The sequence below is a fragment of the Paenibacillus taichungensis genome, from assembly GCF_013359905.1.
Taxonomy (GTDB): domain Bacteria; phylum Bacillota; class Bacilli; order Paenibacillales; family Paenibacillaceae; genus Paenibacillus; species Paenibacillus taichungensis.
Window position 1 is genome coordinate 44,912 of sequence record NZ_JABMCC010000115.1, and the last position, 16,472, is coordinate 61,383.

Annotated in this window: 11 protein-coding genes; 7 read left to right on the top strand and 4 right to left on the bottom strand. The window is 47.3% G+C overall.

Going from position 1 to position 16,472, the window contains the following annotated elements:
- Nucleotides 1-138: 138 nt before the first annotated feature.
- The 4 genes from HP548_RS19690 (at nucleotide 139) to HP548_RS19705 (ending at nucleotide 9,182) form a co-directional block, all read left to right on the top strand.
- Nucleotides 139-6,849, top strand: coding sequence for a DUF7507 domain-containing protein (locus HP548_RS19690; protein WP_175382594.1), 6,711 nt, complete (start codon nucleotides 139-141; stop codon nucleotides 6,847-6,849).
- Nucleotides 6,846-8,540, top strand: coding sequence for a DUF11 domain-containing protein (locus HP548_RS19695; protein WP_099852736.1), 1,695 nt, complete (start codon nucleotides 6,846-6,848; stop codon nucleotides 8,538-8,540). Before HP548_RS19690 ends, HP548_RS19695 begins: the two co-directional genes overlap by 4 nt.
- A gap of 163 nt (nucleotides 8,541-8,703) precedes the next feature.
- Nucleotides 8,704-8,961 carry a YolD-like family protein gene (locus HP548_RS19700; protein ID WP_076291006.1) on the top strand — a complete coding sequence of 86 codons (258 nt, stop codon included), beginning with the start codon at nucleotides 8,704-8,706 and terminating at the stop codon, nucleotides 8,959-8,961.
- Between the two features lie 98 nt (nucleotides 8,962-9,059).
- Nucleotides 9,060-9,182, top strand: coding sequence for a dihydroorotate dehydrogenase (locus HP548_RS19705; protein WP_099852733.1), 123 nt, complete (start codon nucleotides 9,060-9,062; stop codon nucleotides 9,180-9,182).
- A gap of 56 nt (nucleotides 9,183-9,238) precedes the next feature.
- Here HP548_RS19705 and HP548_RS19710 read toward each other — a convergent pair whose 3' ends face one another.
- Complete coding sequence (locus HP548_RS19710) at nucleotides 9,239-10,501, bottom strand: amino acid permease (RefSeq protein ID WP_076291008.1); 1,263 nt, start codon at nucleotides 10,499-10,501, stop codon at nucleotides 9,239-9,241.
- A gap of 175 nt (nucleotides 10,502-10,676) precedes the next feature.
- Between HP548_RS19710 and HP548_RS19715 the strand changes: the two genes are divergently transcribed.
- The 3 genes from HP548_RS19715 to HP548_RS19725 all read left to right on the top strand — a co-directional run bounded on the left by HP548_RS19715 (nucleotide 10,677) and on the right by HP548_RS19725 (nucleotide 13,287).
- Complete coding sequence (locus HP548_RS19715; protein ID WP_076291009.1) at nucleotides 10,677-11,180, top strand: ferritin; 504 nt, start codon at nucleotides 10,677-10,679, stop codon at nucleotides 11,178-11,180.
- Between the two features lie 396 nt (nucleotides 11,181-11,576).
- Entirely contained in the window at nucleotides 11,577-12,317 is a 741-nt protein-coding gene (locus HP548_RS19720; protein ID WP_175382595.1) for a polysaccharide deacetylase family protein, read from the top strand.
- A gap of 61 nt (nucleotides 12,318-12,378) precedes the next feature.
- Nucleotides 12,379-13,287, top strand: coding sequence for a hypothetical protein (locus tag HP548_RS19725; RefSeq protein WP_175382596.1), 909 nt, complete (start codon nucleotides 12,379-12,381; stop codon nucleotides 13,285-13,287).
- A gap of 141 nt (nucleotides 13,288-13,428) precedes the next feature.
- Here the strand turns inward: HP548_RS19725 and HP548_RS19730 are convergent, their stop codons facing one another.
- The 3 genes from HP548_RS19730 to desA all read right to left on the bottom strand — a co-directional run bounded on the left by HP548_RS19730 (nucleotide 13,429) and on the right by desA (nucleotide 16,325).
- Nucleotides 13,429-14,028: a response regulator transcription factor gene (locus HP548_RS19730; protein ID WP_076291012.1), complete on the bottom strand. Its 600-nt coding sequence runs from the start codon at nucleotides 14,026-14,028 to the stop codon at nucleotides 13,429-13,431.
- Nucleotides 14,025-15,173 (bottom strand): sensor histidine kinase, encoded by a 1,149-nt coding sequence (locus HP548_RS19735; protein WP_076291013.1) that lies wholly within the window; start codon nucleotides 15,171-15,173, stop codon nucleotides 14,025-14,027. The genes HP548_RS19730 and HP548_RS19735 overlap by 4 nt, the downstream gene beginning before the upstream one ends.
- Nucleotides 15,174-15,266: 93 nt before the next feature.
- Nucleotides 15,267-16,325 (bottom strand): Delta(5) desaturase DesA, encoded by a 1,059-nt coding sequence (gene desA, locus HP548_RS19740; protein ID WP_076291014.1) that lies wholly within the window; start codon nucleotides 16,323-16,325, stop codon nucleotides 15,267-15,269.
- Between the last annotated feature and the right edge of the window lie 147 nt (nucleotides 16,326-16,472).

The window sequence follows — 16,472 nt, forward strand, 5'->3', positions numbered from 1 at the left end:
TTTGTGTTATGAAAACAAAGCTTACATAAGTGCAAATCGCATAAAGTTCTTTTATAGGACAAACAAAAATCCAAATCAGGCTCATAGACTGTGTGTGAAGGCTCCAATTCATATGATTCCAATTAAGATGAAGGGGAGGTGAGATCAATTCCTCTTGTCGTTCGTTCAACCGTTAATGCTACGGGAGCAATTACATTTACAGGTAACACGCTTGGACTGAGTCGTTCGGACACAGCCGGAGTACCCGGAACACAGGACAGTATTGGAGCTTTTACGACAACCAACGCTTCCGTCCAGTACGGAACCTATCCGCTAGGCACCACGAGCCTGTATCAGAGCAACAGTTCAGCGGCAATACTCGTTCTTCCTGCTGGCAGCACTGTCTTGTATGCAGAATTGATCTGGGGTGGAAGTTACATCAATGGGACAGTCAATCTGAGTGCTGCAATCAATAATCCGGTTACGTTTACTACACCAGCAGGTACATCCAGTGTTACTCCTGATCCAGCTACTTATAATCAATTTGATCTGGGGAATGGCGCTGCCGGCTATGTGCGTTCAGCCAATGTTACTTCGCTTGTACAAAATGGGGGAGCGGGTACATATACCACCGGAGCAGTTGTAGGAACGATTGTCATCACTAATGATGCTACAGCCAATCATGCAGGCTGGACACTTGGAGTCATTTATCAGAACCCCAGCCTGCCCTTTCGCAACATGTCCTTACGTGCAGGTGGAGTACTCGTCCAGTCTACATCGGCGCCAGTTGTTACCACACTGACTGGATTTGCTACTCCGCTTTCGGGTGCATTGGGAGGCAGAGCCCTGTTCAGTGCACAGGAAGGGGACGCGAACCGGACCGGGGATCAGGCACTATTCGGGCCAACCTCGGCAACTTCGGTTGCCTTGTCCGGACCAAACAATCTGGCTGCAAACTTTTTTGCTTCTCAAATCAACGGCGATACAGGAACCCTTAATACAACAGGGACTTTCGGAACGCGGAACCAGACGAACGGGGCTCCAGGCACCAATATTATTGGCGGACGTCAAGGCTGGGATATTACCAATGTGGATGTGTCAGCGAGACTAATCAATAACCAGTCTTCTGCGGTGTTGACGTTAACGACCTCCGGGGATGCATACATTGTCAATGCCAATGCGATTCAGGTTGATATCAATGCACCCAAAATTTCAGTGGCCAAAGCATCTGTAGCCTCTGGTGCGGTAGCGGGGGATAGCATTCTTTATACCGTTACCGTCAGCAATGCAGGTACAGCCAGTGCGGCCAGCGTTGTGCTATCTGATTCATTGCCTGTAGGGCTCACCTTCATTCCAGGGAGTGTGACGGTCGCTGGTGTGTCTCGCCCAACACTCGATGTAACCGCCGGCATTCCGCTTGGTTCATTAAACCTATCCAACAGTATTGTTGTAACCTATCGTGCACTCATTGGTCAGGATGCAAGCATACTGCAACTGGTGAACTCAGCGAATGCCGCCTTTACGTTTCAAAGTGTGGCAGGGGGCTCAGTGATTACGGGAGTCATTCCGTCCAATAACTCTACACTTCCTGTTTATTCACCAAACCTGTCCATTGTGAAGTCGGCGAGCACAACCAACGCCACAGTAGGTGACCAGGTCACGTATACGCTTCAGGTGAACAATGGGGGGAATGTTTCTGCCAACGTTACATTAACGGATAACATTCCGAGTGGCAGCTCGTACGTAGCGGGCAGCTTCCGACTAAATGGAAATGTGATTGCTGGTGCTAATCCTGCGACTGGCGTTAATCTGGGGAGCCTCGCGGCAGGAAGTACAAATACCGTAACCTTTCAGGTACTCGTAACAAGCTTGCCTACGCCTCCAACCCTTGTGGATCAAGCCACGGCCACCTATTCCTTTAACTCTCCTGATGGTCGGACTATTAACGGCACAGTAGCTTCGAACACCTTGACGATTCCCGTTACATTGCCCAATGTAACAACGGTAAAATCGGCATCAGTCATTGATGTTGCAGTTGGGGAGACGTTTACGTACACCATAGTTACTACCAATAGCGGCATCCAGGTAATTAATAATGTGGTACTCACGGATACTCTCCCCGCTGGAACTACGTTCGTACCCGGCAGTGTGACCGTCAGAGGGACTGTCATACCAGCGGCCAATCCGAGCAGTGGAATTTCGTTAGGAACGCTGACAGCCGGAAGTTCTGCGACGGTGACGTTTCAGATTAATGTGCAGTCCCTGCCCACATCAGGTTCGCTGGTCAACCGGGCTTCCGTATCCTATAGCTCAGGTGCGTTCACGGGCATTTCCAACTCTAATTCAATCACAACCCCTGTATACCAGCCGATCATCGGTATCAACAAGTCGGCGAGTCAAACGAATGCCACACTGGGAGATCAGCTTGCATATACACTAGTGGTGACGAACACTGGAAACTTAGGGGCACAAGTAACAGTGACCGATACGATTCCAGTAGGTCTGACGTTTGTCCCCAATTCAGTAACCGTGAATGGTGGTGCACGTCCCGGAACTAGCCCGTTAACCGGAATAACGCTGGGAAGTCTCCTGCCAGGAGCAACTGCAACGGTAGTGTTCCGAGCTACACTCACTTCACTCCCATCTCCGCCAACGCTGGAGAATCAGGGGACTGCTAGTTATACGTACCAGCTTCCGAGTGGACGGAATCTCTCAGGCAGCAGCCAATCCAATCTCGTTCGCATACCTGCATCTGCGCCCAATATCTCTATTAGCAAAACAGTAAACACTCCGGATGCAACTGTAGGAGATGTTCTTACCTATACGGTTGTTGCAACAAATGCTGGGAGTAGTGCGGTACAAAATCTGGTGATCTCGGATACGCCAACCGGTTCGGAATTCGTCTCCGGCAGTGTCACTATTAATGGAACTGCTGCAAGGAATGCAAGTCCGCTTTCGGGCATTGCTGTCGGTGCATTGAACAGTTCAAGCAGCGTTACAGTGACCTATCAAACAAGAGTGACATCCGTTCCGTCCACAGGTTCAGTCAGCAACCGGGCAAGTGCAGCATTTACGTCAGGCAGTTTTAACGGCGTTTCTTCGTCTGTCACGGTGAATACACCCATATATCAACCAGTCATCCAAGTAGCTAAAACAGCTAGCACCTCGAATTTGACAGTAGGGGATTCCTTTAATTACTCCATTCAGGTCAACAATTCAGGCAATATTGCTGCAACGGTTACCTTGACGGATCCGATTCCTGCGGGAGCTGTATTCAGTACGAATAGTGTCATTATTAATGGCGTACCAACACCAGGTGTTAGCCCGGTAACAGGAATTAATTTGGGGCCGATCGCTGCAGGCTCGAACGTAACGGTCACTTTTGTTGCCACGGTCACAAGTTTGCCTGATTCAAGGCAGTTGACTAACCAAGCAGTTGCATCATTTGCCTACACTCTTCCAAGTGGGAGAACAGTTGCCGGTTCTTCGTTATCGAACACCGTTAACATTCCCGTATCCTTGCCCAATGTAACGATAGTAAACAGTGACAATGTAGAGTACGGCGTGGTCGGGGATGTCATTCGATACACATCTGTTATTCGTAACAACGGAACAGTAGCCGTTAACAATGTGGTATATGTCAACCCTCTTCCTCCGAATACCCCATTTGTACCCGGAAGCGTCATTGTGAACGGGACTTCATTCCCGCTCTCCAATCCGACCGCCGGCATTCCAATCGGTACGTTGGCTCCAGGAGCCGAGGTTACCGTAACTTTTGAGGTGACGATTACTATGCCGATCCCTTCACAGATTAACAATCAGTCGACGGTCAGCTTCACATCCGGTTCATTTTCGGGGTCATCATCATCCAATACAACACAGACTCCGGTCATACAACCGCAAATTTCACTCATCAAAACAGCAAATACAGTTAATGCGACCGTAGGCGACACGGTTGTATATACAGTAACTGTCAGTAACACAGGCAATCTGGAGGCAAACGTTACAGTGACAGATACGATTCCTACTGTCACAACTTTTGTACCCAATAGCCTCGTGGTATCTGGTGTACCACAGCCTGGAGCAACACCAGGAACGGGTATTCCTGTAGGCATTGTGGCAGCGGGAGCGACAGCTGTTGTTACATTTGCCGTTGTTGTGGATTCACTTCCATCTCCGCAGCAACTTAGCAATTTTGCGACGTCATCTTTTACTTTCACACCTCCTGACGGGCGAACGTTAACAGGGACAGCCACCTCAAATACACTGACGTTTCCAGTCTCGTCGCCAAACGTTGCCGTAGTTAAAAGTACAGTTTCTACTGCGGCTGCCGTAGGGGATACTGTTACTTACTCCATTTTGGTAACGAACAGCGGAATAGCACCGGTAAATAATATTCAGTTTTCGGATCCAATTCCTACGGGGGCCTCTTTTGTTGCAGGAAGTGTCACTATAAATGGGGTAGTGCAGCCTGCTTCCAATCCGGCAGGGGGGATATCACTAGGTACGCTCGCTCCCGGAACGTCTGCAACTGTGACTTTCAGTATCAATGTCAATGCGATCCCACCAAGTGGACAATTAAGCAATCGATCCACAGTGAGTTTTACCTCGGGGACATTCTCAAGCACAACGTTCTCCAATACTGTGGTTACACCGGTATTTCAGCCCATTCTATCAGCACAAAAAACGGCGAGTACACAAAATGCTACCGTTGGGGATACCGTCAGTTACACGATTACCGTCAACAATCAAGGTAACTATGGTGCCCAGATTAACTTAACGGACAATATTCCTACAGGAACCATACTTGTTCCGAACAGTGTGATTGTAAATGGTCAGCCATTACCTGCAGCCGATCCTGCAACAGGCATTCCGGCAGGCACTGTTGCTGCTGGGGCAACAACAACGGTTACCTTTTCCGTAGTTATTGATACTTTGCCGACCCCGCAACAGCTGGTGAATCAGGCTTCGGTTGCTCTTTCCTTTACGCTGCCTGATGGACGCAACATCACGGGTTCTGTTTTGTCTAACATACTTACCATTTCAGTGTCGGCTCCCGATGTCGATGTGGTGAAATCTACGACATCTACGTCTGTATCTGTTGGTGATGTTGTGACGTACAGCATTGCAGTAACTAATAACGGAATAGCGACTGTCAGCAATGTGGTCTTTACGGATGCATTGCCGGCAAGTACTGTTCTTACAGCAAACAGCGTGTTTATTGATGGAGTTCCTCGACCGGGTGTCAATCCTTCAACCGGAATAACGCTTGGTTCCATCGCGCCTGGAGTTACCGTGACCGTTGTGTTTAGTGTGCAGGTTACAGCACTCCCATCCAGTGCAGTATTAAACAATCAGTCTACAGTGAGCTTTACATCAGGTGTTTTTTCAGCTACCACATTTTCTAATACGGTCACTACCCCGGTATACCAACCGATTCTGTCGGCAGTCAAAACGGGAGACCAGGCTATAGCAACGGTAGGGGATACGGTCGTTTACAGCATCGCGATTACCAATTCAGGGAACTTTGGGGCATCTGTCACGTTAACGGATACCATTCCGGCAGGAACAGAACTTGTGCCAAATAGCGTCATTATTAATGGAGCTTCAGCACCAGGAGCCGATCCGGCTTCAGGGATTCCACTGGGTGTAGTCTCCACAACAACTGTAGTCATGTTCTCGGTCGTGATCATCACCCTACCTTTAAGCCAGGCCATAACCAATCAGGCCTCAGCAACCTATTCCTACACGCTGCCGGATGGAAGAACACTGGGAGGCAGTCTTTCGTCCAATTCTCTCAATATTCAGGTGTCTGCTCCGAATGTCAGTGTCGTCAAGACGACACCAGTAATTGATGCTGTAGTGGGTGATACGATTGTATATGAGATGGTCGTAACCAATAACGGAATTGATCCTGTCAACAATGTCGTGTTAACCGATCCAATCAGTTCGGCTGTTACATTTGTCACGGGCAGTGTCCTGGTTGACGGCGTTCCGCGTCTCTCGGCTAACCCGACACTGGGGATAGCGCTTGGTTCTTTGGCACCTGGAGCATCTGTATCCGTTTCTTATGCGGTTCGGGTCAACACGCTGCCTGCACCACCGCAAGTGAGCAGTCAGTCATCGGTAAGTTTCACATCGGGTGTATTCTCGGGAGCGGCCTATTCAAATACCGTGGTAACACCAATTTATCAGCCGATTATTTCCGTAACCAAAACAGCGAGTACGTCCAATGCCACCATCGGTGACATCATTACCTATTCTTTTACCATTTCCAACAGTGGGAATTTAGCAGCCAATTTGACAATTACGGATAACATTCCAGATGGAGCAGTACTGCTTCCTAATAGTGTCCTGATTGATGGTGTTCCACAGCCAGGTGCAAATCCGGAATCAGGGATTGTTGTTGGGACGATACCTCCAGGAGGGTCTGTTAATGTAACGGTTACCCTTGAAGTGACTGTGGATTTCTTGCCGCAGAATCAGCAGCTGGTCAATCAGGCTGTGGCCAATTATACATTTAGTCCGCCGGATGGACGTCAGTTGACAGGTACGGTATCCTCAAATGTTCTGGTCATTCCTGTCTCTTCACCAGATGTCGTCGTTGTCAAAAGTACAAATGCCATTGATGCTGTTGTCGGTGATGTCATCACTTATACGGTTGTTGTAACCAACAGCGGTATTCAAGTGGTCAATAATGTGGTCATGGTAGACCCTGTACCCGTAGGAACTGTGTTTGTACCAGGAAGCATAACGGTGGATGGCGTGGCAAGGCCTACGGGGAATCCGAATACAGGGATAACACTCGGTTCGATTGCCGCCGGTGCTTCAGTTACCGTTACATTCAGAGTGGAGGTTGTGGTGATATGAGCCAATCTTCCGGTCCGTTGTCCCACACGCTACAGAATCAGTCACTGGTTCGATTCAGCTCGGGTGCGACTGAACTGGTACAGGTGGCCTATTCAAATACAGTAGTTACACCATGGATCGGCCCCAGGCTGGAGGTTCACAAGATTTGCAACGTTGCTGAGGCTGCTCTGGGGCAGACACTGACCTATCTGATTGAAATTGTGAATTCGGGTAATTGTGCTGCCATGGTCCATGTGTTGGATTCGCTCTCGTCAGAAACTTCACTTCTCCCCAATAGTGTACTCCTGGATGGAACTCCGCTGCCGGGAGTATCACCGGAGAGAGGGATTCCTACGCAGGAAGTCGTACCTGGAGCGACGTTGCGAATTCATTTTCAGGTGATCATCGTCGGTCTTCCACCGTCCTTGAAACTGGTGAATCAAGCGAAGATACGTTATACGTTTGTGACGCCGGAAGGACGAATGGTTGAGGGAGAAGAGCAATCCAACGTGGTAGAAGTAAACCTGGTCTCGTCAAGTCTGTCGTTGGTTTTGAATGCAGATCGTGTGCAAACCTTTGTCGGAGATATCGTCACTTACAACCTTTTGGTGAGTAACCCGGGTTTTATAATAGGAAACGATGCCAGGGTAACGATCCCATTACCCAAAGGTATTGAATTTCTTCCGGGAAGTGTCATTGTAAATGAGATTTTTGTTCCCGAGACGACGCCTGACTCCGGGATTATGATAGGCGAGGTACTGCCCGAAGAATCTGTTCCAATTCAATTTCGAGTACAGGTCACGGGAGGAAGCATAGCTGAGAATTTAACAATTCAGGCAGTGCTAGAGTACGTTTCAGGTGACACATTGGAGAATGTATACTCGAACGTAGCAACTTTACAAATCATTCAACCTCGGATTTCGATTGCGAAAAGTGTGAATCCACCCATCGCTACTCCTGGGGATACCGTTCAATACCAAATAACGGTACACAATGAAGGTTCTTTTGCAGTAGATGCTATCGTGACGGATTTTCTTCCGCCAGGTATGCGCTATGTTGAGGGGAGCCTGGGGTGGAACGGTGTGAAACGGCTTGGAACAAATCCAGTCAAAGGCATCAATCTGGGAACGTTGACTGCACGTTCCGTGGTTAATATCCAATTTGAAGTGCATCTCACAGAGCAGGAGCGGGGTGTACCTGCAGTCTTCGAACTGATGAATCAGGCTCGCTTGATCTATACATTTCGCTTGCCAGATTCGCGTTCTGTGCAACGAATAATTTCCTCCAATACGGCTGTCATTCAGTTGAAGTTTCCTATCATCTCGGTTCATGTGGAAGTGAAGCCAGACTTGATCGAAAGGGGAGGAAATGTAACCTTTCATGTACATGTAACCAACACAGGGTCCTGGCCCGCGCGGGTGCAGTTGGCTGATGTGCTCCCTCCAGGTGCCAAATGGATTGGGGAAGCAGAAGTACGGGATCGAGCGATCATTTCAGAGTATTCATCACCAAGATTTTTACATTTGGGTGAGATGGAACCTGGAGCGGAGAAATGGGTCAATTACATTGCACAAATATCCTCCACTGAACAACTGGGAATCCAGCAGGGTACCGTAACTGCAATGTATACCTACGAGTGGAACGGTCAGAGGCATTCAGGACAGTCCATTTCGAATGTATACACCATTATTGTTGAAGATGGCGATGAATGAAGGGGGATACTAGCTTTTTCCTGTAAATGTAAGGGATTTTTTGCTTCGTTATGGAGTCATGACATTACACGAACGTGAATGAATGGTATACTAATTAAATATGACCTCGGCAAATAACCCGTGGATTCGGGACGTCGGATTAGCTATAGAGGAGGCCGCTACATTGGCAAAAGCAAAAGTTGCAAAAAGACCTACCCGGGACGAGTTTGAACTGGAAGAGCTGGGGAACCAACTGGTTGAGGCGTTTCATGAACGTTCGGAAGTGTTGCTGACCGTATGGGGCAAGGAAGATCAGGTTCATGGGGTCATTGTGAAGTTGGACTCACGTACTCGGCTAGTACATGTTGAGTATACAGAGGAAGAATTTACGGCCAAAGTGCCATTCTTGGATATTATGCGCATTGATTCTCCACGGTATTGAAAAAATGATAAACAGGATCTGAAACAGGGCATCCGCCCTGTCAAATCTGTTCTCCCTGCATAAGATAACCCATACCTGTTGCAGAGGAGGTACGGTCAATGAGCGAAGTATTAGGTGGAGAAACAAGAGGAGGCTACGGATACGGAGGTTTTACTTCTGTAGGCGCCATTCTGGTTCTGTTCATCCTGTTGGTTATCATCTCCAAAGCGTTCCTGGTATAATGATTTTTTCCAGATGAATAAAGGAAGCTCTGCCATCGCGGCAGAGCTTTTTTTGTTTATATTTTGTCTTGTCGTTTGCGGCTGACTAAGCCGTAGATGACAACGATCACCACAGGGTAGAGAACGGCCCACCCGGCAAAAGGGAACACAATGGCCGTCGCCACAAAGGAAATCCAACTGATGGTTACCCCAGTACGACTGCCCTTGAGTAAACGTATTCCGGCTGCGCATCCGCCAAGATAGGTGAGAATAAAGGTTGCATTGGGCAACTGAATAAGTGTCGTGAGTGACACGAGGCCTGATCCGTATATGCACAACACTAGAGTAAAGCAGATGGCCAGGAAGCCAATTGCAGCAATGGGTGTATGGTACCGACGGGATAAGCGGGACATCCATTGCGGGGCAGATCCTTGTCTTGCCAGTGCATAGGCGACTCGGGATGCAGCACCAGCATATGCAATGACGGTAGCAGTGCAAATAAATATGCCAGTCAGCCCAGCAAGTAATCCACCCCAGGAACCGAGAGCCTGACTAATAATCCATACAAGAGAGACATCTGCTCCGCCATGAAGATAGCTTTGAGTTCCGACTGTCGCCAGTGCAGTTAGGAAATAGAGCACACCTACAATGATGGCTGCAATCGTTACACCTTTAATAGCTGCCTTGCGTGGATCAGTAAATTCTTCAGACAGGTGAGATACAGCTTCCCAACCGATAAAACACCAGAATAGAATGGCTCCAGCCTGTCCCACGCTGACCCAACCACTTGGCATAAATGGTGTGAAATGTATGGATTCCATATTCGGAATAGCAAATACAAATGCCATGACGAGCACGATAATAATCGCTAGCACAACGCCGATCTGTACCTTTCCGGCGACCTGCATACCTACGATGTTAATGATCAGTCCAGCCGCCAGCATGAGGGCGGCAATCGCTGTTCTATATCCTTCCCCGAGTCCCAGTGCAGCTGTCATGTAGCCTGCACCTGTAAGTGCAGCTACTGGAGCACCGATGGGAACGGACATTAGAAAGAACCAGCCAACTACAGCTCCTGCCCGTTGTCCAAAAGCGAGGGTAACGAAATGGGATACACCGCCTGCGTCCGGGTATCGGGCTGAGAGTAATCCCATGGACAGGGCAAGCGGAAGAATTAGCAGCACCATGCCTCCCCAGGCGAGAAGTGAAGCCGGCCCTGCCAGTTCGGCAGCAAGTCCGGGTACAATCAGGACACCTGAACCGAGAACTGCACTTATATAAAGCGCAACAGCTTGCGGCATACCTATTGTTTTTTTGAGCTGCGAAGAAGATGTGTTCATGAAATAAAAAGGCCTGCCTTCCAGATTGAAATGATTTTAGAGCGAGAACTATGTAATTATATAGGAAGAGATGCAATCAGTCATTGGCGAATTTTGTAGAAGTTTCGATATCGGTCATGCGGACGTTATGATAAAATAAAACCATCCCTAGAGAAAGAATGAGGTGTACCCCCTAATGAGTAAAGAGTTGACAGAAGCTTTGAACGAACAGATGAACTTCGAATTTTATTCGGCTCACGTATATCAGGCGATGGCTGCATACTGTTCCGGCGAAAGCTTGGACGGATTTGCCAACTTCTTCATCGTACAAGCTGAGGAAGAGCGGTTCCACGCGATGAAAATATACAAATTCCTGAATGACCGCGGACAACGCGCTACGCTTGCTGCATTGCCAGAACCGAAGAATGAATATTCCTCGATGCTGGATGTGTTCGAACATGGATATGCACACGAGCAGCAAAATACGAAGAAATTCTACAATCTGGCTGACATTGCCTTGAATGAGCGTGAACATGCCACGATGTATTTCCTGAAATGGTTCATCGATGAGCAAGTCGAAGAGGAAGCTCTGTTTGATAATATCATCCAGAAGTTGCGCCGCATCGAAAAAGACAGCAATGCTTTCTACATGCTGGACGCCGAATTTGGTAAACGTTCGTTCACAGCTCCTGCGGAGTAAGAGGGAACTAAGCAAAGCAAACAGGATTGATCCGAACGACAAGAAAATCGATCTACATATGAAAAGTCTGCTCTCGAGCAGGCTTTTTTGTTATACCATTTTAAGCTTCTTCGCTTGCTTCATATAAATTCCAGAAATGACTCTATCAGAAACCACAATTTGGGTTAATAGAATATATGTCAACATTGATCTATCCCGACGGATGTTCTTTTTCGAGCAAATCTATCAAATTCGTTTTATTTTTTTGGGTAATCTGACAAAAGTGTAACTCGAACGTAGCATTTGAAGCGAGAATGGGACGCACTCTTTTTGATAGTATTAGGATTATCGCCAAGGGCTGCAATGAGAGAAACATAGACACCCGGGGAAATACAAGACATAAGGGAGACTTTTATTATGCTACATATTCGTAAAACGTTCATCACCGCACTTGCTATTCTATTGATCATTCCATTGTTATTGCCGCAGTCGGCTTCAGCTGCCTCATCCGCATCCAAGCATGCTGGAAATAAAGCGAGCTCCAAGATCATATATCTAACTTTCGATGATGGGCCGACCGCCCACACGGGACAATTACTGGATATCCTGGATCAGTACAATGCCAAGGCGACATTCTTCATGCTTGGACCTCAAATGGAGAAGTTTCAGAAGGCTACTAAGCGTATTGTTGCAGACGGACATGGACTGGGCTTGCACGGCGTAACGCATGTTTCCGGTAAATTTTATAAATCCGCATACAGCGGCTTGAAAGAAATGCAGCAGGCCAATGAAAGCTTGAACAAAGTGGCAGGCGTCAAAACCAGCCTCGTTCGTACTCCGTACGGCAGCAAACCATATCTCAAACCGGCATATCGCAATGTTCTACTAGGTCAAGGGGGATTCCATCTGTGGGATTGGAATGTTGATTCCGAGGATTGGAAATACAAGAAGGATCACCAGAAAGTCTACAACAGCGTGATGAAGCAGATTCATAATGTGCAAAAGAGCGGAACCACCCCTGTGGTACTGATGCACGACCAGGAAGCGACATTGAAAGTACTTCCGCAAGTGTTAAAAACACTGAAAGCAGAAGGCTACCAGTTTGAAGTGCTGACCAAGAAAGTACAGCCCGTGAATTTCTGGAATGACAAACGTTAAAAATTCAGGCTAGACAACAATGTAAACTGATTCTAATAATGGCTTCAAGGAGGACAACAACATGAGTAAACCTAAATTATGGATGACGATTCCTGTGACAACAGCAGTGCTGCTTGCTCTTGCGGGGTGTGGTGGCCAGGATACCAAACCATCATCAGCGGACAACACGTCCCACGCGGCCGGCGAACAGGCTCAGTCAGGCAGTGGAGGAGCCGATTTCTCCAATGGAACGAAAGATAGCGGAACAGATACCACAGGAACACCGGGGACCGAAGGTTCTGCAGGAAGCGGGACACCGAATTCGGAAACGAGCAGTAAAGGTCAAACCCAGCAAAGTGCGAACGATGTCATTAAGGACATTCGCAGTCAGCTGAAGATGAAGAACGCTTCGTTACCTACTTCATTTTCTCTGGAAAAGGGAAAACATCTGACTGCATCGATCACATCGAATACTTCAGATGCGTTTCACATTAACTTTTATTCCACTGACCAGCCTGTTGCGGTGAATGATGCTTCATTGACGGCCTCTGGCAGCAAAGTGCCTGTTCTGGCATCCTATGAAGTGAAGACATATAAAGATTCGAACAGCACCGATATTTTCCCTGAGACAGATTTGAAAGACTTTCCGAAGGATATGACAGTGGATCTGGGACATGGTATCAAGGGTATGACTGAAGGCGCGGCGGGCAGTCAGTATCTGACTTGGACAGAAGGTAGATGGACGTTACAGATTCGTTCCATTTCCGAAGATAACATGAATAATCCGGGCATTGCGAAGAGAATGGTGGAGTATTTGGAGTCCCATACACTGCCTGCACCAAAGGATAAAGGATTCGTAAACGTGCAGTATCCAAGCGGTGGTAAAAGCGTTAATGTAACGATTTCCTGGCAAGATGGCAAGCAGATTCATCAGCTCCAGACCGAGCAGGTGCCACTGGAAGCTTTGGGCATGGTTGTTTCTGTAAAATAGAATGGCTTCAAAAAAACATCAAAAGGAAATAGGCTGGCCCGGGGGGAATGCTCCAGACCAACCTATCCTTGTATAAGCAAGGTGCACCGATGGGAAGGTGTGCCTTGCTTATTTATGTTTCATTGGGTTAAAGCGGTACTTTCATTTAAACCACCCTTTTTCTTTGGAACGGGTGATGGCTTCAATGCGGTTACTTGCATTTAACTTGTTGAGGATAATAGAGATGTAATTTCGCACCGTACCGGTTGTAATAAATAAATGTCCGGCTATTTCCTTTGTATTTTTACCGTCAGCCATCAGGCCCAGAACGGCATTTTCACGTTCGGTCAGCGGGTTCTCCTGAACATAAGCCTCGTCCACCAGGTCGGGTGCAAAAATACGTCTTCCATTCATGACCTGACGGATTGCTTCGGCCAGTTCCTCGATCGGGCTATCCTTTAACAGATAACCGCGTACACCACCTTTTAAAGCACGTTCGAAATATCCGGTCCGGGCAAAGGTTGTTAAAATAATGACTTTACAGTTCATTCCTTTAAGTTCCTCAGCGGCCTCCAGGCCACTTTTGACGGGCATTTCAATGTCCATCAGACAGATATCTGGTGAATGCTCCCTGACGAGAGCAAGGGCTTCCTGTCCATTGCTTGCGCGTCCTACCACTTCCATATCCTCTTCCAGATTGAGTAGGGAAGACAATGCCCCCAGCATCATACGTTGGTCTTCGGCGATTACGATCCTGATCATTGTTCAACCTCCTTTATCGGTTTGCGGACCAGCTTGGGAACATGGATGACAATGCCTGTACCTTCCATGTCTGCTCCGGAACGAATATCCAGACAACCGTTCACAAATTCAAGTCGTTCTTTCATCCCCAAGATTCCGGTTCCGCGCCGTTCTTGCTTGCGAGTACGTTCGATTCCGACCCCGTTATCCTGAACCGTTAATACATTATCGGCCAGTGTTTCCTCAATACGGATGGTGCATACCGCTGCTTGACTGTGTTTGACCACATTTGTAACAGCTTCTTTCAGACACATGCCGAGTACATTTTCATTGAGCTGTGACGTATCCTGTAACTTCGGATTGCCTTCAAGTACAAATTCAATGGAAGCGGCCTTCAAAATTTGTTCGGCACGGAACAGTTCATCCACCAGTTGTGTTCCACGCATAGTCGTTACCATTTCCCGGACTTCTTTCAGGGCCGTACTTGCCGTCTGTCTCAGATCGTTCAGTTCAATCTCGGCCTGATCAGGATTCATGCGAAGCAGACGCTTCGCCAGATCGGTTTTCAGACCGATAAGAGAGAGCTTTTGTCCAAGTGTATCGTGCAGATCGCGTGCGATACGTTGCCGCTCTTCCATTTTTACAAGATCATCCAGCCGTTTGTGGGCATTCTCCAGTTGGCCTTCCAGCTGTTCACGCTTATTTTTGTTATACGTACTGATCGGAAGCAGAATGGATGCCATAAGAGTAATGAATACAAACGGGAACTGACTGAGCAACAGGGTACTCTGTTTGATGAAACTATAATTAATGGTTAGAAAACTGGCTGCCAGGTTCACCGAATAGAGGGTGAAGAAACCAGCTTTATTTTTAATATTCCCAATAAAAAAAGCAAGAAACAATGAGAAATAGGCATAATCATAAGCGATGGTCATCGTAATCGATATGGCGATCAAGAGTCCAATCCACATATAGACTTGCCAGCCCTTTGTGATAAAGGCAAGCAGATAACAAACAAAGAAGAACAGAATGATGAAAATGCCCGCAACCATAGGCCACAATTTGGAATATTGCGAAATATAATAGAAGGGCAGGATGAAAAAGACGAGCCATACATACGGATTTAAACCTGTATTTTTATAAAAGAGCTGCATCCACTTTTGAATGAAAATTCTCCTCCTCGGACTTGCATTGTACTCAAACTTAGCCTGACTGTAGCATGACTTTAGCCTGAATACAAGAAAACGAATCCGACAGAGTTAAGGCTTCTCTGTCAGACCCGCTTGGTTGTTTACTCGAATTGGTGGTTGAACGTAAGGCTTGCGAGATAAGCGTTTGATCTCTCTGAAACTGACAAATTGCTTGGATTCTTCGTCCCACAGACGGAAGCGCAGGGCAGCCAGACTGGAACGTAACGTAATCGTTGTAGCCTTTTGCAGTGGCGGTGTTGCGTTATGTGCTTCTTCCAAATAATAGTTGGGAACACGTGGGCTCAAGTGATGCACATGGTGGAACCCGATATTGCCGCTGATCCATTGCAGCAGTTTAGGCAATTTGTAATATGAACTACCTTCTACAGCAGCCTTCACATAACTCCATTCATCTTCATTCTCAAAGTACGTATCTTCAAATTGATGTTGTACGTAGAACAGCCAGATGCCGAAGAAGCCGGAGAAGAAAAAGACGGGTGCCTGCACCAGGACAAAAGCCTGCCAACCGACTAGCCAGCACATAAAAGCGTACAGGACAACGATCAGAACTGTTGATAGATGCGTATTGATGCGCTCTTTACGTCTTGCGCCTTTACGGTTAAAGCGGTAGGCAAAAAGGAACACATAGATGGGACCAATACCGAACATGACAAACGGATTACGATAAATCCGGTAGAATAGACGACCCCAAGGGGAAGCGGCTTTATATTCCTCAACTGTCATCACCCAGATATCGCCAACTCCACGTTTGTCCAGATTGCCGCTGGTGGCGTGGTGAATGGAATGTTCGTTTTTCCATTGCAGGTAAGGCGTAAGGGTTAGTACACCTGTAATGGTGCCGAGAATGTCGTTGGCACGTTTGCTTTTGAAGAATGAACCATGACAGCAGTCATGGAAAATGATAAATGTTCTAAGTACAAATCCCGAGGCTACGAGGGCAATCGGAAATGTTAACCAGTAGGACACGGACAAGCTATAGTACGCTGCGGCCCATAATAATAATAATGGCAGTATGGAATTCACTAATTGTTGGATACTCAGGCGAAGATTGTTTTTCTCATAAGGGGTAACTTCTTTTTTTAGCGCCATTTCCTTGGATCTGCTCATTGACGTACGTCCTCCTTCAATGGTCAATAACTGTAATCAGTTATAACCTAACGCTTCCTGGGAAGATGTCTCCAAGTGAGGCGTTTTTATCATTGTATAAGAATGCGTCCAGTGCAGTAAGTCATAAACGTCAGTACACTGTAATGA